The sequence below is a fragment of the Nocardia mangyaensis genome (genome assembly GCF_001886715.1).
Lineage (GTDB): Bacteria > Actinomycetota > Actinomycetes > Mycobacteriales > Mycobacteriaceae > Nocardia > Nocardia mangyaensis.
Genome location: NZ_CP018082.1, coordinates 5,062,675 through 5,086,085, shown reverse-complemented (window position 1 = coordinate 5,086,085; position 23,411 = coordinate 5,062,675). Strand labels below are relative to the sequence as shown.

Here is a 23,411-nt window from a genome sequence, read left to right as displayed (position 1 = left end):
CCGGGTGCGACGGTGTGCGGTGCCGCGGGTCCGCGGCGGTGTCGGCGCACCACGGGGTCGTGGTGCTGTGGCGTATCGGCGGCGTGATCGGGCTGCCGATACGAGTGTCGGTGTCTCGCGGTCAGCTCTCGATGCCGAGGTCGCGGAGCCCGGCGCGGTAGACCTCGACATTGCCGAGCTTGATGTCCTCGTAGCCACGCACCACATCGGGCAGCGCGGCTGCCGCGGTCGCGGTGTCGTAGTTCTCGGCGTCCAGATCGTTCGCCAGTCGGCGCACCATCGCGGTGTAGTCGGCCAGCAGTTCCCGCTCGACCTTGCGGACGTGCGCGTAGCCGAAGGGATCGAGGCGGGTGCCGCGCAGGAACTTGCCCTTGGCGAGAACCTTCAGCGCCACATGCGATTTCGGGGTCAGGTCGATCTTCTTGCGTCGGCCCATGGCCCGCAGTGCGGGCGGATGCAGCTTGTAGGTGAGTTTCTCACCGCCCGGCACCTGGGCGCGTACCTCGTCGAGGAACGCGGGATCGACCAGCAGCCGGGCCACTTCGTACTCGTCCTTGTAGGCGGTGAACTTGTACAGCCCGCGCGCCACCGCCTCGCTGAAATCGGTGCGCTCGGTGACCGTCCGCTCCGCCGACCACACGAGGTCGACGGTCTCGACATAGCGCCGCGCCACCGCGATGCTCTGATAGTCGATCAGATTCGCGGCCCGCAACTCCACCAGCCGCCGCACCTCACCGTGAAGACCGATGTGCGCCAGCAGTTCCGGCGGAACCGTCGCGGTGCTGCGCCGCGGCTGCCCCTGACCGACGGCCGCCGCGAACGCGCCCGGTTCGGCGACGGCGACGCGCCCCCACCGGAATGCCGCGATCGTGGCCGCCACGGCGACACCGTTGATTTCGATGGCCTCCTCGACCGCCGACGCGGGCAGCAGCAGCCCACCGGACTGCACGGCCGCGCCGACGATCAGGAAGTTGGCCGAGGCGGTGTTGCCGAACAGGGTCTGCGCCGCGGCGAGGGCATCGAAGTGATTGATCGAATGTGACACCGCCGCGAGACGATCCAGTAGGGCATCGGTGGCGGGATAGTCGACCGACTTGTCGTAGACCATGTCGCCGGTCGGCGTCTGGCTCGTCGAGGCCACCGCGATGGTCCGGTCCACGTCGCCGTACTGGAGGTAGCGGGATTCGGTCGCGGTGAGCAGGTCGACGGCGAGCAGGCAGTCCGCGCTGCCCGGGGTCAGCCGGTTGGACGGCTCCAGTTCCGTGGCGGCGAACCGCAGGTGCGAGACCACCGGGCCGGCCTTCTGGCTCATCCCGATCTGGTCCAGGCTCTCCACCGCGTACCCGGCGCGCAGCGCGGCGGTGGCCAGGACCTGGTTCACCGTCACGATGCCGGTGCCGCCGATGCCCGCGATCAACACGTTCTGGGTCCGCTGCGGCGCGCCCAGCCCCGGATCGGCTACGGCCGGCGGTTCGGCGGCCTTGCGACGCTTGGCCTTTCGCGTCTCCTCCGGTACCTCCACCGTGACGAACGACGGGCAATCACCGTCGAGGCAGCTGTAGTCGGTATTGCAGGAGCTCTGATCGATGCGGGTCTTGCGCCCGAACTCCGTGTCGACCGGCTGCACGGACAGGCAGTTCGATTTCGTGCCGCAGTCGCCACAGCCCTCACAGACCGCCTCGTTGATCACGACCCGGGTGGTGCGGACCGGCAGGGTGCCGCGCTTGCGCTGCCTGCGCGCGTCGGCGGCGCAGTGCTGGTCGTAGATCAGCACGGTGACACCCTCGATCTCGCGCAGCATCCGCTGGGCCTCGTCGAGCCGGTCGCGGTGCCACAGCAGTGTGCCCTTGGCGAGGGAGCGCTTGCGATGCCGCTGGGGTTCGTCGGCGCAGACGATGATCTGCCGGACACCCTCGGTCGTGAGCTTGTGGGTCAGCTGAGCGACGGTGAGCACGCCCTCCACGTCCTGGGCGCCGGTCATCGCGACGACCTCGTTGTAGAGCAGCTTGTAGGTGATGTTCACCCCTGCCGCGACACACGCCTGCACCGCCAGCTGTCCGGAGTGGAAGAAGGTGCCGTCGCCGATGTTCTGGAACAGATGCGGTACGTCGGTGAACGGCGCCTGCCCGATCCACTGGCTGCCCTCGCCGCCCATCTGGGTCAGTCCGGTGACCGCGCTGTCGCTGCGTCCCGACATCGTCACCAGGGTGTGACAGCCGATCCCGCCGCCGCCGATCGAACCCTCGGGCAGCGCGGTCGAGCGGTTGTGCGGACAGCCGCTGCAGAAGTACGGGGTCCGCTGGGCGGACAGGACCTCCAGCGGAAGTGGCGGTGGCGCGGCCCGTTTCAGCTCCACCCGGCCGTGCAGTACCCGGCGCAGTGGCGCGAGCAGCCGACCCGGGGTGAGCTCGCCGTCGACCGGTATCAGCCGGGCCCCACGCTCGTCGCGTTTGCCGAGGACGCGCGGGGCGTGGGGGGTGCCGTAGAGGATCTCGCGGATCTGGGTCTCGATGAACGCGGTCTTGTCCTCGACCACGACGAGTTCGTCCAGGCCGCGGGCGAATTCGGTGACCGCGGTCGCGCCGACCGGATAGGGCATGCCGATGCGCAGCAGCCGGATTCCGGCCCGGTGCAGGGCTGCCTCGTCGACGCCGAGGTCCAGCAGTCCCTGGCGGAGGGCATCGAAAGTGGTTCCGGTGGCGGCGATCCCGAGCTTGGCTCCCGCGGGATCCACCTCGATCACATCCAGGACATTGGCCGCCGAGTAGGCGTGCACCATCTCCCAGCGGGGACCGTAGAGATCGGCTTCGGCCAGCACGCTGTCCGAGGGCGCCGCCATCGGCCGCTGCCGGTAGGCGAACGGTCTTCCCTCCCAGTGGACCTCGGGAACCGTGACGACGAGGTTCGCCACGTCCGCGTCCACCGTCCACGCGCCGTCGGCGACATCGGCGACGATCTTCAGCGCCACCACGCACCCCGAGGCCCGCGACAGCGCGATGCCCTGCATGCCGAGGGTGATGATCTCCCGCGCAGTGCGCGGGAACAGCACCGGCACGCCCATCGCGGCCAGCGAGCGCTCGCTCACCGCGGGCACGGTCGACGACTTCGCCGCCGGATCGTCGCCCACCAGCAGCAGCATGCCACCGCGCGGGTTCACCCCGTACATGTTCGCGTGCCGGATCGCGTCGGTGGCCCGGTCGACGCCGGGCCCCTTGCCGTACCAGACGCCGACCACGCCGTCGTGGGTCGCCGTCCCGGTGGGCAGGTCCGCCTGGCTGCCCCAGACCGCGGTGGCGGCGAGTTCCTCGTTGAACCCGGGGACGAAGGTGATGTCGTGTTCGGCGCGAACCTCCGGCATGCCGAGCAGCATCTTGTCCACCCCGCCCAACGGGCTGCCCTGGTAGCCGGACACGAACGTCGCCACCCGGCGCCCGGCGCGCAGATCGCGCACCTGCTGTTCCACGAGCAGCCGGGCGATGGCCTGGACGCCGGTGAGCAGCACCGGACCCGCCCCGGAGCGATAGCGATCGGCGAGATCGTAGGGTGCCCCCGCCTGGGCCTGCGCTCCGGCACTGGGACAGACGATGGTGGTCATGAACGCCTCACCACACTTTCCACAACCCGGATCGCGAGCTGCGCAACGAAGGAATTTGCTGTCGGTGCAGCGAAATCTGCCGTGGTGGGGTGATCGGTGTCAACAGTCGGTCGGAAAGTTGATCATTCTGCGCAAAAGTGAGCTACGCCACTGCGGTGGAGGTGTCAGTCTGCTCGAGGTGGGAGACCTGGGTCACATGTCGGTCGAGCGATGGGTCAAGTGGTCGACCAGCGGCAGGCTCCGGTAGCCGATCGGGGTCGCCAGGGCGAGCATTGTCTCGGTGTGGTTCACGCCGTCGATGGCGTGCACCCGCTGGATGATCTCGAGCAGATCCTGCTGCGAGCGCGCGGCGATGCGGACCAGCAGGTCGGCGCGGCCGGTGGTGGCGTGCACCTCGAGGACGTGCGGGAACCCGCGCAGCGTCTCGATGATCGGGTCGATCCGGTTCTGGTCGAGTTCGACACCGAGGAACGCGTGCACCGCGAAGCCGATCGCCTGCAGGTCGACGTCGGGCGGGTAGCCGCGCACCGCCCCGGAGGACTCGAGCCGCTTCATCCGCGCCTGCACCGTGTTGCGGGCGACGCCGAGGCGCTGGGCCAGCTCGAGGATCGGCACGCGCGGGTCGTCGGCCAGTTCGGCCAGCAACGCGGAATCCAGCGCGTCGAACTTGATGGTCATGCCGCATTGTGGCACGCGGGCACATCATGGCGGCGCGGCCTGCCTGGTCAGGGGCGGAAGGCCCGCAAGGTGGTCTCCACGAGGGAATCGGCGTAGTCGGCGGTCAGCGGTCCCGACCGCAGGAGCCAGCGCTGGAACAGGGGCGCGTAGAGGAACTCGAGGACCAGATCGAGATCGGCATCGGGATCGAGCTGGCCCGCTTCTTGCGCACTGCGCAGCCGGGCCTTCTTGATCTCGTCCACCGGCGCGGCCAGCTTCTCGCGGTACTGGATGGCGAGTTCACTGTCATGAATGATCTCGATGTTGAGCGCGCGAATCGGGCGCTCGAAGTCGGGGTCGGCGAACTCGGCCACGGTCGCGCGCAGGACGAGTCTCAGGTCGGCCGCGAGATCGCCGGTATCGGGCAGCGCCGCCTCCTGCCCGGTGACCTCGCTGAGCGCCAGGAACGAATCGAAGATCACCGCCCCCTTGGACGGCCACCATCGATAGATCGTCTGCTTGCCGACCCCGGCCCGCGCCGCGATGGCCTCGATCGACACCTTCCCGTATCCCACCTCGGAGACCAGCTCGCGGGTGGCGGTGAGGATGGCCTGTCGGGACCGCTCACTGCGCCGGGAGGTCGCCGGACTCTGGGCATTCGACATGCCCGCAGCCTACAACGCATCGAGACGAAACGGTTCGTTTGATCCTTGGCCGCTGTAACGCGCACTGGAGTGCGAGGCACTGGGTTCACGGTGTGTGTCCGTCGATGAGGCGCGCGCCGACCTCTCACCGAACGGAAGATCTCATGGCCTCCACTCCCACCCGGCGCCGCGTACTCTCGGCGCTCGCTCTGTTCCTGGCCGCCCTCGTGGCGGTCGGCCTGTACTTGTTCCAGCCCTGGCGGGCCTTCACCACCGTCCGTGTCGACGAAACCGTGGTCGTCGCCCCCGACGGCGGGACAGCGCGCACGATCGCCACGGGTTCGTTCCTGTCGCACGAGCATTCGACCTCCGGGACGGTGACGGTGACGGCGCTGCCCGACGGCACGGTCACCCTTCGGCTCGCCGACCTGCGCACCTCCGACGGTCCGGCCCTGCGGGTGTGGCTCAGTGACCAACCCGTCGAACCGACAGGACTGGGCCGCAATCTCGACGACGGCAGGCACGTCGATTTGGGCGCGCTGAAGGGCAACGAGGGCAACCAGAACTACGCGGTGCCGGCGGGGACCGATCTGACGGAGCTGCGCACGGTCACCATCTGGTGCGAGCGGTTCGCTGTGTCCTTCGGCGCCGCCGCGCTCACCCTGGCCTGAGCCGGTTCCGCGCCGATCAGCTCTCCGTGGTCACGTCGCCGGTGATCGTGCGGAAGTACGGCTCCAGCTGGGCGCGGACGGCCGCGCGGGCGCGGTGCAGGATCACTCGTTGATTGCCCGGGGTGATCTCGAGCAGTGCGCAAACCTCTTCGCAGGTATAGCCTTCCGCGTCCCGCAGGGTCAGCACGACCCGGCTGCGGGCGGGGAGCTGCGCGATCGCGGCGGCGAGCACGTTCCCCAACTCCACCCGTTCGGCGGCGTCCTCCGGTTCGGACCAACGCCGGGGCTTCTCGCCGGGCCGCCAGTGGCCGGGATGGGGATCGTCGGCCGGACGGAATCGGTCCGGATCGACGGTGGGTCCGCTGTCTTCGGGCAGCAGGCTGCCGAAGGGCACGGTGCGGTGTTCCTTGATGCCGCGCTTTTTCGCCGTGTTGACCAGGATGCGGAACACCCAGGTCTTCAGCGCCGACCGGCCCTCGAATCCGTCGATTCCGCGGATGACCGCGAGCCAGGTGTCCTGGACGACTTCCTCGGCCGAGGCCGGGGTCGAGACGAACGACATCGCCAGTCGCAGCATCGACCCCGACCAGGCGCCGAGAATCACGGCGAAGGCCGAGTCGTCGCCGTCGCGCAGGCGCTCGACCAGCTCGTCGTCGGCGGGCATCGGGGACTGGCCGACCACGGACTCTCTCCGCCCTGGCGTCGCCGTCACGGTCGGGTGTTCCAATCACGGAACGCGGCCAGCAAGCTGGAGCGGGCACCGTCGGACAGATCCACCATGTGCAGCGAACCGACTTCGCTGATCGTCGCGCGCATCTGGTCGAGGTAGATTTCGCAGCCGTCGCACTCGGCGAGATGGGCGATGAAGCGCCGCTCGGTGTGCTCGTCGAGCGCGTCGTCGAGGAAAGCCGTGACCAGCTCGACGAATTCGTCACAATCCATAGCGCGCCACGGGGGAGAGTTCTCGCAGGATGCTGTCACCGAGGTCCATCCCGCTCAGCATATCGATGGTCGCCCGGTAACGCCGAGCCCGGACTGCGGCACTGGTGCGTCGATCCGGTGCACGGGCGTGCGCGGCCACCCGAAGTGCAGGTCGGGCGACTATCCTCAGGAACGTGTCGTTCGACAACGGGAACCTCTCGACGCCGCCGCGTCAAGGCGTGGACTCGCCGCGCCCGTGCTCGGTGTGCTGATGGCGAGCTGACCACGGCGAGGCGAGCGGAAGGGGCTCGGTGAGCACGATCGTTCGGTTGATCATCGCCGTCGTGATCGTGGTGATCTCCGCGGCCATCGGCGCGGTGGCGGCCGGTGACGCGCTGTCGGGGTGGTACCGCGGATTGCGCCAGCCGGCGTTCGGGCTGCCGTTGTGGGGCTGGGGTGTCGTCGGCGCGATCTACTACTGCGCCTTCACGGTGGTGTTGTTTCGTCTGCTCGGCGTGACGCGCGCCGGACGCGAGGACCCGAGCCGGTTCGTTCCGCTCGCTGTGACGCTGGGCATCATGCTCGGCAACGAATTGTGGAACGTGGTGCTGTTCGGCTGGCACGACCTGTTTCTGGCCTTCGCCGTGCTGTGGCCGTTCGCGCTGTACGTCGCGCTGGTCGCGCGGTATGTCTACCGCAGGGCCGACCGGATCGCCGGCGCGCTGCTCGGCGGCTACGCGGTCTGGCTGGTGTACGACCTCGCGTGGATGTACGGGCTGTGGCAGTTGAATTGACGGCCGGGTCAGGCGTCTCGACCAGGTCGTTGAGCGTGCCACCGGTCGAACATGGCGGGTAGCTCGGCGGCGAAGAACTCGAAGAAGTCCCGCATGTCGGCCAGCCGTTTGCCCGCGTCGCTGTCCGCGCCGAGCAGACCCATGCCTTCGGAAGCGGTGTCGGCCCACATCTTCATCAGCCGGTCGCGTTTGATGAAACTGGCGTACCAGAGGTCGTCGTAGAGGCGATAGCTGTCGCGGCGCTGTCCGGGCACGCGCTCCTTGGCGACGATGCCCACCTGGTCGAGGTAGCGCACGGCGCCCGAGACCGCGGCGGGACTGATGGACAAGGTATCGGCGAGCTCACCGGCGGTCAGGCGTCCGCTGTCGGTGACCAGCAGCGCGCCGAACACGCGCGCCGGAGTGCGCGGCCACCCCATGTCGACCAGGCCGAGGGCGAGTTTCTCGATGAATCGCACTGTGCCGTCGGCGTGCGATGAACTCGAAACCTCTGTCACGAGAGTCCCTTTCACTGATTCGGTGTACCGAGCGGATTCGCGAACAGCTCGTCGTGCCTGACGCGCCACCGTTGCATCGCCGCCGGCAGTTCGGCGCGCATGAACCGGTAGTACTCCAGCGTCTCGCGCACTCGCCGGGCGCCGGGTCTGGCCTGGTCGAGCAGTTCGACGCCCTCGCCGAGAAAGCGTATGGAGCGGTCGAGCGCGTCCTGGCGCTGCATCGTGATCGCGTACCAGACGTCGTCGTCGTAGACCCGATAGGTGTCGCTGCGGGCGCCGGGCTCGCGTTCGCGGCCGAGCAGTCCGATCCGGACGAGATGACGGACGGCGCCGGAGATCGCCGCGGGACTCACTCGCAGTCCGGTCGACAGTTCCTGAGCGGTATAGCGGTCGGCGTCGTCGGCCAGCACGTAGGCGAACACGCGGGCGGACATCCGCGGCATCCCCGAGTCGGTGAGCAGGAGCGCGAACTGCTCGACGAACCGCATCACGGCTTCCTCCTGCGGATCGCCCTCGTCCACGACCGGCCTCCTCTCGGGTGATTTCGGACCAGTTCCATCATAGCTGTCATAACATTCACAAATTTGTGAAAAGTGTGTACGCTTGCCGCATGGACACCGCGATCGCAATCTCCGGGTTGCACAAGTCTTTTGGCTCGACATCGGCCCTGGACGGCCTGGATCTGGAAGTGGCACACGGGGAAGTCCACGGGTTCCTCGGCCCCAACGGCGCCGGAAAGACCACGACCATCCGCACCTTGCTCGGGCTGCTTCGGGCCGACAGTGGCGAGGTGCGGTTGCTCGGCGGCGATCCGTGGGCGGACGCGGTCGCGCTGCACCGCAGGCTCGCCTACGTTCCCGGTGATGTCGAGCTGTGGCCCAATCTCACCGGGGGTGAGGCCATCGATCTGTTCGGCAGGCTGCGCGGGGGCCTGAACACCGCGCGCCGCGCCGAACTGATCGAACGTTTCGACCTCGACCCCACCAAGAAGGGACGCACCTATTCCAAGGGAAACCGGCAGAAGGTCGCGCTGATCGCCGCGCTGGCGGCCGATGTGGAGCTGTTCCTGCTCGACGAGCCGACCGCAGGGCTTGACCCGTTGATGGAGGTCGTGTTCCAGGACGTCGTCCACGAGGCCAAGTCGGCCGGTGCCACGGTGCTGTTGTCCAGCCATATCCTCGCGCAGGTCGAGAAGCTCGCCGACCGCGTCAGCATCATCCGGCACGGCCGGACGGTGCAATCGGGCACGCTCACCGAATTGCGGCATCTGACCAGGACCACCGTGGAAGCGGTGACCACTCGTGCGGTGGCGGGCCTGGCCGAGCTCGACGGTGTGTACAAGGTCGTCACCGAGGGCGATCGGGTGCGTTTTGATGTCGATGGTGCCGCGCTGGACGCCGCGATCGGCCGACTCGGGATCGCCGGTATCCGTTCGCTGACCAGCCACCCGCCGACCCTCGAGGAACTGATGCTTCGCCACTACGGCGATGAACTGGCCGCGACCGGGAACGGAGCAGCGGTATGACCGCGACCGCCACTGTGCCCGGCGTCGCGCCACACCGTCGAGTGAGCCCACGCCCGCAAGCGCTGGTGGGGACGCTGATCCTGGCCCGATTCTTCCTGCGCCGCGACCGCGTGAAGCTGCCCGCGTGGATTCTCGGCATCGCGCTCATGGGGCTCTACTACGGGTCGGCCCTGCCGCAGATCTACCAGACCGAGGACGATCTGCGGGCGGTGAGCCAGTTCGGCCGGGGTGTGGTCGGCGCCCTGCTCTCCGGGCCGGGCTACGGCCTGGCGGATCCGTCCGTCGAATCGCTGATCGTCGCGATCTACGGCCTGTACTTCCTGCTGCTCGCCGCCCTGATGAACATCTTGCTGGTGTCGCGGCACACTCGCGTCGAAGAGCAGAATGGCCGGGCCGAACTCGTGCGCGCCGACGTCGTCGGCAGGCACGCCCAGCTCACCGCCGCGTTGCTGGTGGCGGTGGTGGCGGACCTGATCCTGGCGCTGGCGGTCGCGGGTTCGATCGCGGCGGCCGGTCTGGCCACCGATGACGCGCTGTTGTTCGGCGCCAGTGTCGGAATGGCGGGTCTGGTGTTCGCCGCGGTCACCGCGGTGACCGTACAGATCACCGCCTACTCGCGGGCGGCGGCCGGACTCAGTGGTGCGATTCTGGGCCTGGCCTACGTGCTCCGCGCCGCGGGTGACGCGATGCGTGAAGGCGGGAGCGCGCTGTCATGGTTGTCCCCGCTGGCCTGGTCCCAGCAGACGCGGGCCTACGCCGACGGGCGCTGGTGGCCGTTGGGCTTGTCGGTGGTGTTCGTGGTGGTCACCGTCGCGGTGGCGTATGTGTTGTCGACCCGCCGTGATCTCGGTGCCGGACTGGTCCCGCCACGACCGGGTTCACCGCACGCCCCGCGATGGCTGAATTCGCCGTCCGCGCTGGCCTTCCGCTTGCAGCGCGCCGGCCTGATCGGCTGGGGATGCGCGCTGATCGCGTCGTCGGCGCTGTACGGGGGCATCGGCAACTCGATCGTCGCATCCTTCGAGGACCTGCCGGATCAACTCGTGGAGGTGATGGGCGGAGATGCCTCGCGGATGCTGGACGGCTATGTCGGCACCATGGCCCTGTTCGACGCGCTCCTGATCACCGTGTTCGTCATCCTCGGCGTCGGGGGTCTGCGCGGTGAGGAGACCAGAGGTCGCGCCGACCCGGTCCTGGCCACGGCGGTCGGGCGCCGCGCCTGGTACTTCGCCAACATCGGCGTGACCGCCCTCGGCGCGGTGCTGTTGTTGCTGGTGACCGGTCTGGTGTTCGGGTTGTCGACCGCGCTGTCGGTCGGCGACGGCGGCTATGTCTGGGCGGCCACGGCAGCGCATCTGGTCTACCTGCCCGCTGTGCTGGTGGTGCTGGCGGTGGCGGCGCTGCTGTACGGGGTGGCACCGCGTGCGATCGGCGCGACCTGGGCACTGTTCGGATTCGCAATGGTCCTCGGCTTCTTCGGCGCGATCATGGACCTGCCGGGGTGGGTACACGATCTGTCACCGTTCGAACACATCGCCCGGCTGCCGATGGATACCGTCCGGTGGCCCGCCCTGTGGTGGCTCACCGTCTTCGCCGGTGCGGCGGCCGCACTCGGATTCCTCGGATTCCGTCGGCGGGATGTGCATTCGAAATAGCCGCTCGTGCTGCGCGTCTCGGCACCGGCCGGACGGGCAGCACGACGAACGACAGGAAGACCGACATGCAGCCCGTCTACCGAAGCGACGACGCGCGGACCCGGGTGCGCGCGTGGTGTGGCGCCCGGCTCGACGCATGGCGCACGCCGCATGAACTGATCAGCGTGTCCACCGGCGCGGGCCCGACGAGCGTGGTCACCGTCGGTGCCCGCCGCGCCGCCGCGCCGACCGTCGTGGTGGTGCCGGGGACGAACATGTGCGCGGCGGTCTCACTCGATCTGCTCGACGCACTCGCCCGCCGGTGGCACACCGTCGTCGCCGACCTGCCCGGCCAGCCCGGGATGAGCGCCGATCGGCGGCCACGGCGCGACCGGATGGACTGGTACGCGCGCTGGCTCACCGACGTGCTCGACCACGTCGATCCCGGCCCGGTCGTGCTCGTCGGCCATTCACTCGGCGGTGCGATCGCGCTGGCCTGTCCGTCCCCCAGAATCACCGCCCGGGTGCTGCTCGCACCCGCCGGGCTGATCAGGCTCTCGGTGCCGCCTCGGGTGCTGGCGGCCACGATTCCCTGGATGACGCGGCCCAGTCCGAGTCGCACCGAACGCTTGCTCGGTCACCTGCTCACGCCCGGCATCCAGGCCCCCGGCTACCTGGTCGAATGGATGACGATGGTGGCCGCCGACTGCCGCAGCAGCCTCGCACCGCCGCCACTGTCGGCGGATCTGCTGGGCAGGCGACGCGGTAGCCGCTGTGTGGTGGCGGTCGGTGACCACGATGTGTTCCTGCCACCACGTCGACTCGGCCCCGTGGTGCGAGACCGGTTCGCCGAGGAGGCGCGGGTGTTGCAAGGCGTGGGGCACCTGCTGCTCGCGGACGACTACGCCGAGGTCGGCGCGCTGGTGGACTCCGTGCTGCGAGTTTCGCGCGGGCTGGCCTCGGCGTGCGTGGCGAGGGTCTTCTCCGCTGACGCCGTGATCGGCCTGCGGTCGGGTGTGGGAAAATCCGGTGCCAGGTGCAGCGGATCGATACCGAGCGCGAGGCGATTCTCCCGACGAGCCGCCAGGTAGCGGTCGCCGAGTACGCAGAACACGACGATCAGCAGCAGCGTCCAGCCGAAGGGCGCCCGCGAGTACTCCAGGTCGCGACCGAAGGCGGGCCACCGGAACAGCAACCATTTGTCGTAGGTGGCGAAGCCGAAGATCGCGAGCCAGGCAGGCCAATTCCTGAGTACGGATCGCTTCTGCACAACGGCGAGCAGGAACGGGAACAGGAACAGCGAGTAGTACTGCTGTCCCAGTGAACTCAGCGCGAATTCGCCGGTCAGTAGCACGCCGGTCATCGTGACCACGAAGAACAACTCGTCGTGGCGGCAATACCGGTACAGCAACCACAGGCTGACGGCGACCATCGCCGCGACGAGCACGCGGACCATCAGAATCGCTGTCGGCGCGATGTCGTAATAGGCGCCGAAGCCGGAGATCGAGGAATTGAAGTAGTCGCGCACACTCAAGCTGTACGGCAGGTTGTGCACGAAATAGGTGGCCGGGTCGACCGAGAACGGCCAGGCGATCGCGGTGGCCGCGACCGGAACCACACCGGCGACGACGATCGTCGACCACTGTTTGCGGACGGCGGGGATGAGCAGCAGCGGCGCGAGAATCGGTTTGATGGCGATGGTGAGGCCGAGAACCAGGCCCGCCGGGATGTCGCGGCGGGCCAGGACCAAGGCGAGGAACACGACCTCGGCGAGGAAGATCAGCCCATTGATGTTGCCGAAGGTGAGGGTGTTGATCAGCGCTTCGGACGCGAAGAGCGCGAAGTAGCAGATCGGTGCCAGGACCGACCGCTGGGTGTAACCGAACATCCGTAGCAGCAGGTAGACAGCGAGTACCGCCGCGGCGGCGTTGAGCAGCAGGAATACCGTCCGTCCTGCCGATTCGCCGAGGAGGCCCAGTGGGGCGAGGAGCAGTGTCCCACCGGGTGGGTACAGGTAGTGCGGATCGACCGACGACAACTCGGCGGTGTACACCGGCTGCTGGTCCAGGAACGCGCGGACAGCGGCGTAGACCGGTTTGAAATCATCGGTGACGCTTCCCCGGAACGCCTTGTCGAACACCATGTCGAGCGCGGTGATCACGGCCAGCGGCCACATGACGAGCCGGACCACCTGCGCCGCTGTCAGTTCGCCTGCCCCGAACAGGCGACGGATCGTGGAGACAGTGCGGGTCATACTGTGCCTTCTCGGTGAATGCTCGATTCGAGCCGGCCAGTTCAGGCGGGCGGGTTCGGCCGCTGATAGACGTCGGGGATGCCGTCCCCGTCGTCGTCCCGGGATTCGGCCTCGGCCACGGCACGGTAGGCCCGATTGCGCGTGTGCAACACGACCGCGGCCAGCGCCGCCGCGACGAGTGTGCCGAACAGCACGCCGATGCGCACGTTGTCGCCGTGGAAGGGATCGCCGGCGAAGGCGAGCTCGCCGACGAGCAGCGAGACGGTGAAGCCGATTCCACCCAGTAGTGAGACTCCGGCCACATCGATCCAGGACAGTTCGGCATCGAGCTCGGCACGGGTCAGTTTCGCGGTCAGGTATGTCGTCGCGGTGATACCGACCAATTTGCCCACGACCAGTCCCGCCATGATGCCGAGCGTCACGCGCTCGCCGAGCGAGTTCGTGAGCCCACTGAGCCCGCCGATCGTGACGCCGGCCGCGAAGAACGCGAACACCGGGACGGCGAAGCCCGCCGACAACGGCCGGATGAGATGTTCGAGGCGATGGGCGAGACCGGAGTCGGAGTCGCTCTCGCCTCGTCCGGCCAGAACGGGCACGGTGAACCCGAGCAGCACACCGGCGACGGTGGCGTGGACACCGGACCAGTGGACCAGCCACCAGGTCACCAGTGCCAGGGGGATCAGCAGCCACGGCGTGGTGATCCGGCGCTGCACAGCCACCGCGAACAAGACGAGGGGCACCACAGCCAGCGCGAGGAAGCGGAAGTCGAGAGAGCTGGTGTAGAAGACGGCGATCACCGTCACGGCCAACAGATCGTCGACCACGGCGAGGGTGAGCAGGAAGGTGCGCAGCGCCGTCGGCAAGTGGGTGTTGAGCACGGCGAGGACCGCCAGCGCGAAGGCGATATCGGTGGCGGTCGGGATCGCCCAGCCGTTGAGTCCACCGCCCGAGCTGTTGATCGCGACATAGATGAGCGCGGGGACCACCATCCCGCCGACCGCGGCGACGACCGGGAGGGCCGCCCGCCGGGGGTCTCGCAGATCTCCCGCGACGAACTCGCGTTTCAGCTCGAGACCGACGACGAAGAAGAAGATCGCCAGCAGCCCATCGGCGGCCCACTCGCTCAGTGACAGGTTCAGGTGCAGCGCGCTGGGTCCGATGTGGAATTCGCGCAGTGCCTCATAGCTGGCTGACCAGGGAGAATTAGCCCAGATGAGGGCAACGGCCGCCGCGATGATCAGCAGGATTCCACCGACGGTTTCGCGTCGGAGCACCGTGGTGATGCGGCGGGCTTCCGACCAGCTGCCACGTGTCAATAGGCGTTGACGCGGCATGGGTTCGGGCTTCATAGGGCATCACGAAGTAGCACGGGTGGACCTATCGTCGATCGGCCCGGCCCGACGTTCGCGGGACGGGTTGCCGACCAGACTTCCCGGCGCACCTACCCGTAAAGATGCCGTAAATGTCGTGCCCATGGCAAACCGACGGCCCACCGACCGTGGCCCGACCGCGTGTCTGTTCCTCGTCGAGGATGGGTGAATCGACGAGATCGGTGTACGCGAACGGGCGTGTGCCGGTCCGTTCAATCGGACCGGGACACGCCGATGTTCGCGCTGTTCGGACTGTCGTGCCGACGCCCGGTGGGTCAGCCGGGGAAGGGGTACCGTTCGTCCAGATCGAGGTTGAGTTCGAGCACGTTCACCCTCGGCGCGCCGAGGAAACCGAGCGTGCGTCCCTCGGTGTGCGTGTCGAGCAGGTCGCGTACCTGCTCGACGGTCACACCCCGGGCTTGGGCCACCCGGTCGACCTGGATGGCCGCGTACTCGGGGGAGATGTGCGGGTCCAGCCCGCTGCCACTGGCCGTGACCGCGTCCGGGGGCACCAGGGGTTCGGCGGGTCCGTCGCCGAGGATCGGGATGATCCGGCCGGCCGAGTAGTCCGCTCCCGGCTGCGCGCACTCGACGGTGACCTCGCCGAAGGTGGACAGGAACGGCGTCGCGGGGCACACCTCGTTGACACTGACGACCCGCACGGGCCGGGAGACATCGCCGTTGGCATCGCGCGGCCCGATCACCGAGAGCACCGCGCCCACTCCCGCTTCGGTGCAGAACGGCCGGGAGCCGTCGACCCCCTCACGGTCGCCGACCTCCTTGGACCGGGCGCAGACGGTGGTGAGCAGGCTGGTCCGGTCGGCGGTGTCGACGATGTCCTCTGGTCCGAGGTTGCTCGCGGAGGTGGCCAGTGGGTCGTAGCCCGCACCCGCGGCGGACGGGCGGCTCTGGAAGTACCACGGCAGGGCATCGCCGCCGGCGTCGGTGAAGGACTGCCCGATGAGGCTGGAGCCGACCAGTTGTCCGTCGCGCTCGATGAGCGAGCCGTCGGCCCTGCGGTCGAGTCCGGGCAGTTGAGCGACGGCGAAAACCGCCACGGGGTAGACGACTCCGGTGATCGCGGTCAGCACGAGCAGGGCGCGCAGGGCAGCCAGGTGTTGCCGGAGCCAGGTGGACAGACGCATTTCAGGCCATCCCGGGGAGAAGGTGGACGAGCAGGTCGATGATCTTGATGCCGAGGAACGGGGCGATGATGCCGCCGAACCCGTAGATCGCCAGGTTGCGGCTCAACAGTGTCGAGGCGTCGGCGGGCCGGTACCGCACGCCGCGCAAGGCGAGCGGGATCAGCGCCACGATGACGACGGCGTTGAAGATGACCGCGGACAGGATCGCCGATTGCGGGCTGGCCAAGCGCATGACGTTCAGCGCGTCCAGGCCGGGGAACAGCCCGACGAACAACGCCGGAATGATGGCGAAGTACTTGGCGATGTCGTTGGCGATGGAGAACGTGGTCAGCGCGCCACGGGTGATCAGCAACTGCTTGCCGATCTCCACGATCTCGATCAACTTGGTCGGGTCGGAGTCCAGATCGACCATGTTGCCCGCCTCTTTGGCGGCCGAGGTGCCGGTGTTCATGGCCACACCCACGTCGGCCTGGGCCAGCGCGGGGGCGTCGTTGGTGCCGTCACCGGTCATCGCGACCAGGCGGCCGCCGTCCTGCTCGGCCTTGATCAGGGCGAGTTTGTCCTCCGGGGTGGCCTCGGCGAGGAAGTCGTCGACACCGGCTTCCTCGGCGATCGCCTTGGCGGTCAACGGATTGTCGCCGGTGATCATCACCGTGCGGATGCCCATGCGGCGCATCTCGTCGAAGCGTTCCCGCATGCCCTGTTTGACCACGTCTTTGAGGTGGATGACACCGAGGAGACGCGGTGTTCCGTCGCGGAGTTCACCGACCATCAGCGGGGTGCCGCCGGAGGCGGAGATGCCGTCGACGATCACGGCGGCCGCACTCGGGACCGAACCGCCTTGGGCGCGCACCCATTCGGTGACGGCACCGGCCGCCCCCTTGCGTAGCCGGTGCCCGTCGGCGAGGTCGACACCCGACATGCGGGTCTGTGCGGTGAACGCGACCCACGTGGCGCCGGGCAGTTCCCCCGCGCTGCGTTCGCGCTTGTTGAACACCTGTTTGGCGAACACCACGATCGAGCGGCCCTCCGGTGTCTCGTCGGCCAGGCTCGACAATTGCGCGGCATCGGCGAACTCGTCGTCGGGGATCCCGGGCATCGGCACGAACGCGGCGGCCTGGCGGTTTCCGAGGGTGATGGTGCCGGTCTTGTCGAGTAGCAAGGTGTTCACATCGCCGGCGGCCTCCACCGCGCGCCCGGACATGGCGAGCACATTGCGCTGGACCAGGCGATCCATGCCCGCGATGCCGATGGCGGAGAGCAGGGCACCGATGGTGGTCGGGATGAGGCAGACCAGCAGCGAGACCAGCACGATGCCGGTGATGCCGTGCGCGTCCAGCGCCGAGGTGTCGGCCACGCCGGGGTTGTTCGCCTTCGAGAAGATCGCCAGCGGCTGCAAGGTGGTCACCGCGAAGACGAAGATGATCGTCAGCGCGGCCAGCAGGATGTTGAGCGCGATCTCGTTCGGAGTCTTCTGCCTGCTCGCGCCTTCGACGAGCGCGATCATCTTGTCGATGAAGCTGGCCCCGGGCTCCTGGGTGATCCGGACGACGATTCGGTCCGAGAGCACGGTGGTGCCGCCGGTGACCGCCGAGCGATCGCCACCGGACTCACGGATCACCGGAGCGGATTCCCCGGTGATGGCCGATTCGTCCACCGAGGCGATGCCTTCGACGACGTCACCGTCGCCGGGGATCACCTGTCCTGCCTCGACCACCACGAAGTCACCGCGCCGCAGTTCGGATGCCGCTACCCGCTCCTCGACGATGCGGCCACCGGGGGTCCACTCGGCCAGTCGTCGAGCGATGGTGTCGGTCTTGGCCTTTCGCAGGGAATCGGCCTGGGCTTTGCCACGACCTTCGGCGACGGCCTCGGCCAGGTTGGCGAAAACCACGGTGAGCCACAACCAGACGACGATGGCCCAGGCGAAGAAACTCGGGTCGGCGATCGCCAGGATGGTCGACCAGATCGCGCCGATCTCGACGATCAACATGACGGGGTTCTTCCACAGCGTGCGCGGGTCGAGCTTGCGTAGCGCGTCGGGAAGCGAGGTGAGCAGCAGCTTCGGATCCAGGATGCCCGGGGTCCGGTGTTCGTGCCGGGGCGCGGCCGGGGCTTCGAGAGTGGGAGTGGACATGTCAGTGGATTCCTTCGGCGAGCGGCCCGAGCGCGAGAGCGGGCAGGAAGGTGAGCGCGACCAGGATCACCGTCACCCCGACGACCATGCCGACGAACTGCGGACGGTGTGTCGGGAGCGTGCCGATCGACGGGGGAGTGGTGCCCTGCTGGGCGAGTGCACCGGCCAGTGCCAACACGAGGATGATCGGCAGGAACCGGCCGAACACCATGGCCAGGCCGAGCGCGGTGTTGAACCACTCGGTGCTACCGGTGAGACCGGCGAAGGCGGACCCGTTGTTGTTGGCTGCGGAGGTGAAGGCGTACAGCACTTCCGACAGGCCGTGCGGTCCACTGTTGAGCATGCCGGCTCGCTGGCCGGGCAGCGCCATGGCCGTCGCGGTGCCGACGAGCACGATCAGCGGGCTCACCAGGAAGTAGGACGCGGCCAGCTTGATCTCGCGCGGGGTGATCTTCTTGCCCAGGTATTCCGGGGTACGCCCGACCATCAGCCCCGCGACGAACACGGTGATCACGGCGAGGATCAGCATGCCGTAGAGACCGGATCCGACGCCGCCGGGCGCGACCTCGCCCAGTTGCATGTTGACCATCAACATCATGCCACCGAGGCTGGTGTAGGAGTCGTGGAACGAGTTCACCGCACCGGTCGAGGTGAGCGTGGTCGCCGCACCGAAAGTAGCCGAATTCGCCACGCCGAAGCGGGTTTCCACGCCCTCCATGGACGCGCCGATCGCGGTCGGCACCGTACCGTGGTGCTGGAGCTGGAACAGGTTGGTCAGTGCGATGCTCGCCAGCGCGATCGTGCCCATCACCGCCACGATCGCGTAGCCCTGTTTCGTACTGCCGACCATCCGGCCGAAGGTGCGTGGCAGCGAGAACGCGATCATCATGAGCAGGAAGATCTCGATGAAGTTGGTCCAGGTCGCCGGGTTCTCGAACGGGTGCGCGGAGTTGACGTTGTAGAAGCCGCCACCGTTGGTACCGAGCTCCTTGATCGCCTCCTGGCTCGCGACCAGGCCGCCGGGCAACGTCTGCTGGACGCCGCTGACGGTCTCGGCGACCTGATCGTGCACGTGGAAGTTCTGGACAACCCCGCCCGCGATCAGCACGATCGCGAACACGAACGCGATCGGCAGCAGGATGCGCAGGGTACCGCGCACCAGGTCGACCCAGAAGTTGCCGAGCTCGCCGGTGCGGCGGCGCGCGAAGCCGCGCACCAGGACCATCGCCACCGCCATGCCGACGGCCGCGGAGACGAAATTCTGCACCGCGAGGCCGGCCATCTGCACCAGATGGCCCTGGGTGGACTCACCGGAATAGTTCTGCCAGTTGGTGTTGGTGACGAAGCTGACCGCGGTGTTCCACGCCAGCGCCGGAGTCAGCTCGGTCCCCGGATCGGTCAGGTGCAGCGGCAGCGCCTGCTGGACCAGTTGGAACAGGAACAGGAACACGATGCCGACGGCCGAGAACGCCAGCACGCTGCGCGCGTAGACGCCCCAACTCTGCTCGACCTCGGGTTTCGCGCCGATGGCACGGTAGATCAAGCGCTCGACGCGCGAGTGCTCGTCGCTGGAGTAGACCCGGTACATGTAGTCGCCGAGCGGGACGTGTACCAGTGCGAGCGCGAGGACCAGGGCCGCGACGAAGACGATCCCCGCAGTAGTCGTGTTCACCTAGAACCTCTCGGGAAACAACAGCGCCGCCACCAGGAAGACGGCGGCGAGCCCAGCCAGTACGAGACCGATCAGGTTCGCGATCACAGCTTCTCCACCCCCCGCTGGATCAGGCCCAGCAACGCGAAGACAGCCACGGTGAGCACCGTGAACACCACGACAGACATTCCAACCTCCTTGGCGCTTCGAGCTGAAGCTCCGAGATGAGTGAAACGCTGAATTCCGACTCGGTGCGGTCTCCTTACGACTCTTTTGCGCCGTGTGGGCGTACCTTTGCGGATTGTTGACAGCCCTCGGTCATCGGGCGCGCGAATGCCGTCAAGGTCGAGCGAATTGCCGTCAACAATGCGTAAAGATCCAGACCAGAAGACTTTTCCGGCGGTAGAAAGGGTCACCGGCTCGGCGCGAAGGCCCGCCGGTCCCCAAGGATGGAAAGTGAGATCGCGGTGTCTGTGGTGACCGTTGCGGTGGTCGTCGGTTTCGTCGGGTTGCTGTTGGCCATCCGGTTGCTGAATCGGTTCGACGCCGCCCGCCCCTCGATGGTGACGGCCGAGGTGCTCCCCCCGGTGCGTTCGCGGGGTCCGGCACGATCGCGCGCGATGATGGACAGGTGAAACGCGGTCAACTGCGCATCTACCTCGGTGCCGCGCCGGGCGTCGGCAAGACCTACGCCATGCTCGGCGAGGCGCACCGGCGGCTCGAACGCGGTCGTGACGTCGTGGCGGGCGTGGTGCAGACCCATGGACGCGCCAAGACCGCGGGGCTGTTGGCGGGTATCGAGCAGGTCCCGCCGAAGCTGGCCACCTATCGGGGCGCGGAGTTGCCCGAACTCGATGTCGAGGCGGTGCTGGCGCGCCGACCCGCTGTGGTCCTGATCGACGAGCTCGCGCACACCAACATTCCGGGCGGCGCGCACGACAAGCGCTGGCAGGATGTCGAGCAACTGCTCGACGCGGGCATCGATGTCATCTCGACGGTGAACGTGCAGCACCTCGAGAGTCTCAACGACGTGGTGCGACAGATCACCGGCGTCGAACAGCGCGAGACCGTCCCCGACGCGGTGGTCCGTGGCGCCGACCAGGTCGAGCTCGTCGACCTCACACCAGAAGCATTGCGGCGCAGGCTCTCCCACGGCAATGTCTACTCCGCCGACAAGATCGACGCCGCCCTGCGGAACTACTTCCGTCCCGGCAACCTCACCGCGCTGCGTGAACTCGCGCTGCTGTGGCTGGCCGACCAGGTCGACGCGGCACTGGCGAAGTACCGCGCCGACCACAAGATCACCGAGGTGTGGGAGGCACGGGAACGGGTCGTGGTGGCGGTCACCGGCGGGCCCGAATCGGAAACCGTCGTGCGGCGGGCCGGTCGGATCGCCTCGAAGTCCAGCGCCGACCTGGTGGTGGTCCACGTCGTGCGCGGGGACGGCCTGGCCGGGGTCTCGACCGACCGGATGAACAGGTTGCGTGCGCTCGCGGCGGGACTCGGGGCATCGCTGCACACGGTGACCGGCGATGACGTGCCGACGGCGCTGCTCGAGTTCGCGCGGGAGGTCAACGCGACCCAGTTGGTGCTCGGCACATCACGCCGCTCGCGCTGGGCGCGGATGATCGACCAGGGCATCGGCGCCACCGTCGTGCAGCGTTCGGGCAAGATCGACGTGCACATGGTGACCCATGAGCAGGCCAACCGGGGGGTGCGCCGCAATCCGCTGCGCACCAGAGCCCCGCTCCTCGCCTGGCTCGCCGCGTTGGTGGTGCCCGCGCTGGTCAGCGCGCTCTGCTGGGCGTTGCTCGACGACTATCTCGAGCTGGGTGGGCTCAGCGCGATGTTCTTCGTCGGCGTCGTGGCGGTGGCGCTGCTGGGCGGTGTCGTTCCGGCGGCGCTGTCGGCGCTGCTCTCGGGGCTCATGCTGAACTGGTTCTTCGCCTCTCCGCGCCACAGCCTCACCATCGCCGAACCGGACAATTTCGTCACCGTGGTCGTGCTGCTGATCGTCGCGGTCGCGGTCGCCGCCTTGGTCGATGTCGCCGCCAAGCGCACTCGGCAGGCCCGCAAGGCTTCTCGCGAAGCCGAGTTGCTGACGCTGTTCGCCGGCGCGGTCCTGCACGGCGCCGATCTGCCGAACCTGCTCGAGCATGTGCGGGAGATCTATGGTCAGCGGGCTGTGAGCATGCTGTGTGGTGATGTCGTCGTCGCCGAGGTGGGCACCGATTCGCCGCGCCGATCCGGCGACGCCACGACCGTGATCGAGGCCGGTGACACCACCAGCCTGCTGCTGTTGGCCGGGCATCCACTCGATCCAGGGGAACGGCCGGTGCTCAACGCCGTCGCCAACCAGGCCGCCGGACTCGTCCGCCAGCAGCGTCTCACGGAGGAGGCCAGCGCCGCCGCCGCGTTGCTCGAGGCCGACCGCCTGCGCAGAGCGCTGCTCTCGGCGGTCAGCCACGATCTGCGCACCCCGCTCGCCGGTGCCAAGGCCGCGGTGTCGAGCTTGCGCAGCGACGATGTGGAGTTCTCCGCCGAGGACACCGCGGAACTGCTCGAGGCGATCGAGGAGTCCGTCGATCAGCTGACCGCGCTCGTGGGCAACCTGCTGGACTCCTCCCGGCTCGCGGTCGGAGTCGTCAGCCCACAGCTGCGACAGGTGTACATGGACGAATCGGTACACCGGGCACTGGTCAGCGTCGGGATGGGCGCGCGCGGACCGCGCCGTGCCGCGATGGACCGGGTCCGGGTCGAGGTCGGCGAGGTGTCGGTACGCGCAGATCCGGGTCTGCTCGAACGGGTGCTGGCCAACCTGATCGACAACGCGCTGCGACACTCCGGGCCCGACACCCCGGTGCGGGTCAGTGCGGAACACGACGGTGACCGGGTGTCGATCGCCGTGGTAGACCTCGGTCCCGGCGTGCCCGCGGGCAGCGAGGAACAGCTGTTCGAGCCGTTCCAACGGCTGGGCGACCGCGACAACTCCACCGGCGTCGGCCTCGGCCTGTCGGTGGTGCGGGGTTTCGTCGACGCGATGGACGGCACGGTCCACGCCGAGCCCACACCGGGCGGCGGGCTGACGATGCTCGTCGACCTCCCCGCGCCCGCGGGCCCCGACGCTGACGATGACACGGCGGCACAACGGACAGAGGCACACAGGTGAGTGAGAAGGACACGACCGCGCACCCCACGGTCACCGTGCTCGTCGTCGACGACGAACCACAGATCCTGCGGGCGCTGCGGATCAACCTGTCGGTGCGTGGCTACCAGGTGGTCACCGCCGCCGACGGTGCCGCGGCGCTACGGATCGCCGCCGAGAAACAACCCGACGTGGTGATCCTGGACCTCGGCCTCCCCGATCTCGACGGCATCGAGGTGCTCGCGGGCTTGCGCGGTTGGACCTCGGCACCGGTGATCGTGCTGTCGGCCCGCACCGACTCCGCGGACAAGGTCGAAGCGCTGGACGCGGGCGCCGACGACTACGTCACCAAGCCCTTCGGCATGGACGAACTGCTCGCCCGGCTGCGCGCCGCGGTCCGCCGTGGCGCGACCGCGGCGGACGGGGCGACCCCGGTGGTGGTCACCGACTCGTTCACCGTCGACCTGGCGGCGAAGAAGGTCACCAAGAACGGCGCGGCCGTGCATCTCACGCCCACCGAGTGGGGAATGCTGGAAATGCTGGTGCGGCATCGCGGAAAACTCGTGGGCCGCAAGGAACTACTGCGCGAGGTGTGGGGCCCCGCCTACGCGACCGAGACCCACTACCTGCGGATCTATCTCGCCCAGCTGCGCCGCAAACTCGAGGACGACCCGGCCCATCCGCGTCACCTGCTGACCGAGGCGGGCATGGGCTATCGCTTCCAGGAATGAGCCGCTGCGCCGCGGAACCATCCGGCGAACGTGCCTGAGC

At 68.2% G+C, this 23,411-nt stretch carries 19 protein-coding genes and 1 pseudogene; 8 read left to right on the top strand and 12 right to left on the bottom strand.

The window, feature by feature from the left end; all coding sequences use genetic code 11:
• Positions 1-121 precede the first annotated feature (121 nt).
• The 3 genes from BOX37_RS23160 to BOX37_RS23150 all read right to left on the bottom strand — a co-directional run bounded on the left by BOX37_RS23160 (position 122) and on the right by BOX37_RS23150 (position 4,917).
• Positions 122-3,595 (bottom strand): indolepyruvate ferredoxin oxidoreductase family protein, encoded by a 3,474-nt coding sequence (locus tag BOX37_RS23160; RefSeq protein ID WP_071929472.1) that lies wholly within the window; start codon positions 3,593-3,595, stop codon positions 122-124.
• 192 nt (positions 3,596-3,787) lie between these two features.
• A complete protein-coding gene (locus tag BOX37_RS23155; RefSeq protein WP_071929471.1) occupies positions 3,788-4,273 on the bottom strand; it encodes an Lrp/AsnC family transcriptional regulator in 486 nt (161 codons plus the stop codon).
• 47 nt (positions 4,274-4,320) lie between these two features.
• Positions 4,321-4,917: a TetR/AcrR family transcriptional regulator gene (locus tag BOX37_RS23150; protein WP_071929470.1), complete on the bottom strand. Its 597-nt coding sequence runs from the start codon at positions 4,915-4,917 to the stop codon at positions 4,321-4,323.
• A 143-nt stretch (positions 4,918-5,060) separates the two neighbouring features.
• On the opposite strand from BOX37_RS23150, the gene BOX37_RS23145 reads away from it, so the two are divergent.
• Positions 5,061-5,567, top strand: a complete 507-nt coding sequence (locus BOX37_RS23145; RefSeq protein WP_071929469.1) for a DM13 domain-containing protein — start codon at positions 5,061-5,063, stop codon at positions 5,565-5,567.
• A 16-nt stretch (positions 5,568-5,583) separates the two neighbouring features.
• Here BOX37_RS23145 and BOX37_RS23140 read toward each other — a convergent pair whose 3' ends face one another.
• Positions 5,584-6,249 carry an RNA polymerase sigma factor gene (locus tag BOX37_RS23140; RefSeq protein ID WP_240505020.1) on the bottom strand — a complete coding sequence of 222 codons (666 nt, stop codon included), beginning with the start codon at positions 6,247-6,249 and terminating at the stop codon, positions 5,584-5,586.
• Positions 6,250-6,275: 26 nt separating this feature from the next.
• Complete coding sequence (locus BOX37_RS23135; protein WP_071929467.1) at positions 6,276-6,509, bottom strand: anti-sigma factor family protein; 234 nt, start codon at positions 6,507-6,509, stop codon at positions 6,276-6,278.
• 290 nt (positions 6,510-6,799) lie between these two features.
• Between BOX37_RS23135 and BOX37_RS23130 the strand changes: the two genes are divergently transcribed.
• Positions 6,800-7,282, top strand: coding sequence for a TspO/MBR family protein (locus tag BOX37_RS23130; protein WP_084760013.1), 483 nt, complete (start codon positions 6,800-6,802; stop codon positions 7,280-7,282).
• 8 nt (positions 7,283-7,290) lie between these two features.
• Here the strand turns inward: BOX37_RS23130 and BOX37_RS23125 are convergent, their stop codons facing one another.
• Both BOX37_RS23125 and BOX37_RS23120 read right to left on the bottom strand, forming a co-directional pair.
• The gene (locus BOX37_RS23125; protein ID WP_071929465.1) at positions 7,291-7,779 is read right to left on the bottom strand and encodes a GbsR/MarR family transcriptional regulator; all 489 of its coding nucleotides are present in this window, start codon (positions 7,777-7,779) and stop codon (positions 7,291-7,293) included.
• Positions 7,780-7,790: 11 nt separating this feature from the next.
• On the bottom strand, positions 7,791-8,300 hold the full coding sequence (locus BOX37_RS23120; protein ID WP_084760011.1) for a GbsR/MarR family transcriptional regulator: 510 nt from the start codon (positions 8,298-8,300) through the stop codon (positions 7,791-7,793).
• A gap of 89 nt (positions 8,301-8,389) precedes the next feature.
• On the opposite strand from BOX37_RS23120, the gene BOX37_RS23115 reads away from it, so the two are divergent.
• The 3 genes and pseudogenes from BOX37_RS23115 to BOX37_RS35495 form a co-directional block, all read left to right on the top strand.
• On the top strand, positions 8,390-9,304 hold the full coding sequence (locus BOX37_RS23115) for an ABC transporter ATP-binding protein (protein ID WP_071929464.1): 915 nt from the start codon (positions 8,390-8,392) through the stop codon (positions 9,302-9,304).
• Positions 9,301-10,959, top strand: coding sequence for an ABC transporter permease (locus BOX37_RS23110; RefSeq protein ID WP_240505018.1), 1,659 nt, complete (start codon positions 9,301-9,303; stop codon positions 10,957-10,959). Before BOX37_RS23115 ends, BOX37_RS23110 begins: the two co-directional genes overlap by 4 nt.
• Positions 10,960-11,024: 65 nt before the next feature.
• Positions 11,025-11,792 (top strand): annotated as a pseudogene (locus BOX37_RS35495) (alpha/beta fold hydrolase); the annotation flags it as partial.
• A gap of 47 nt (positions 11,793-11,839) precedes the next feature.
• Here BOX37_RS35495 and BOX37_RS23100 read toward each other — a convergent pair.
• The 5 genes from BOX37_RS23100 to kdpA form a co-directional block, all read right to left on the bottom strand.
• Positions 11,840-13,192, bottom strand: a complete 1,353-nt coding sequence (locus BOX37_RS23100) for a glycosyltransferase family 87 protein (RefSeq protein ID WP_206045703.1) — start codon at positions 13,190-13,192, stop codon at positions 11,840-11,842.
• 41 nt (positions 13,193-13,233) lie between these two features.
• Positions 13,234-14,541 carry a Na+/H+ antiporter NhaA gene (gene nhaA / locus BOX37_RS23095; protein WP_071929462.1) on the bottom strand — a complete coding sequence of 436 codons (1,308 nt, stop codon included), beginning with the start codon at positions 14,539-14,541 and terminating at the stop codon, positions 13,234-13,236.
• A 296-nt stretch (positions 14,542-14,837) separates the two neighbouring features.
• The gene (locus BOX37_RS23090) at positions 14,838-15,707 is read right to left on the bottom strand and encodes a potassium-transporting ATPase subunit C (RefSeq protein ID WP_071929461.1); all 870 of its coding nucleotides are present in this window, start codon (positions 15,705-15,707) and stop codon (positions 14,838-14,840) included.
• 1 nt (position 15,708) lies between these two features.
• Positions 15,709-17,844: a potassium-transporting ATPase subunit KdpB gene (kdpB, locus tag BOX37_RS23085; RefSeq protein WP_071929460.1), complete on the bottom strand. Its 2,136-nt coding sequence runs from the start codon at positions 17,842-17,844 to the stop codon at positions 15,709-15,711.
• 1 nt (position 17,845) lies between these two features.
• Positions 17,846-19,516: a potassium-transporting ATPase subunit KdpA gene (gene kdpA, locus BOX37_RS23080; RefSeq protein ID WP_071929459.1), complete on the bottom strand. Its 1,671-nt coding sequence runs from the start codon at positions 19,514-19,516 to the stop codon at positions 17,846-17,848.
• A 455-nt stretch (positions 19,517-19,971) separates the two neighbouring features.
• On the opposite strand from kdpA, the gene BOX37_RS23065 reads away from it, so the two are divergent.
• Genes BOX37_RS23065 through BOX37_RS23055 form a run of 3 tightly spaced genes read left to right on the top strand, consistent with a single transcriptional unit; the run spans position 19,972 to position 23,371 of the window.
• A complete protein-coding gene (locus tag BOX37_RS23065; RefSeq protein ID WP_156910503.1) occupies positions 19,972-20,130 on the top strand; it encodes a hypothetical protein in 159 nt (52 codons plus the stop codon).
• Positions 20,127-22,664 (top strand): sensor histidine kinase, encoded by a 2,538-nt coding sequence (locus tag BOX37_RS23060; RefSeq protein WP_071929455.1) that lies wholly within the window; start codon positions 20,127-20,129, stop codon positions 22,662-22,664. The genes BOX37_RS23065 and BOX37_RS23060 overlap by 4 nt, the downstream gene beginning before the upstream one ends.
• Positions 22,661-23,371: a response regulator gene (locus BOX37_RS23055; protein ID WP_420811558.1), complete on the top strand. Its 711-nt coding sequence runs from the start codon at positions 22,661-22,663 to the stop codon at positions 23,369-23,371. The genes BOX37_RS23060 and BOX37_RS23055 overlap by 4 nt, the downstream gene beginning before the upstream one ends.
• Positions 23,372-23,411 lie beyond the last annotated feature (40 nt).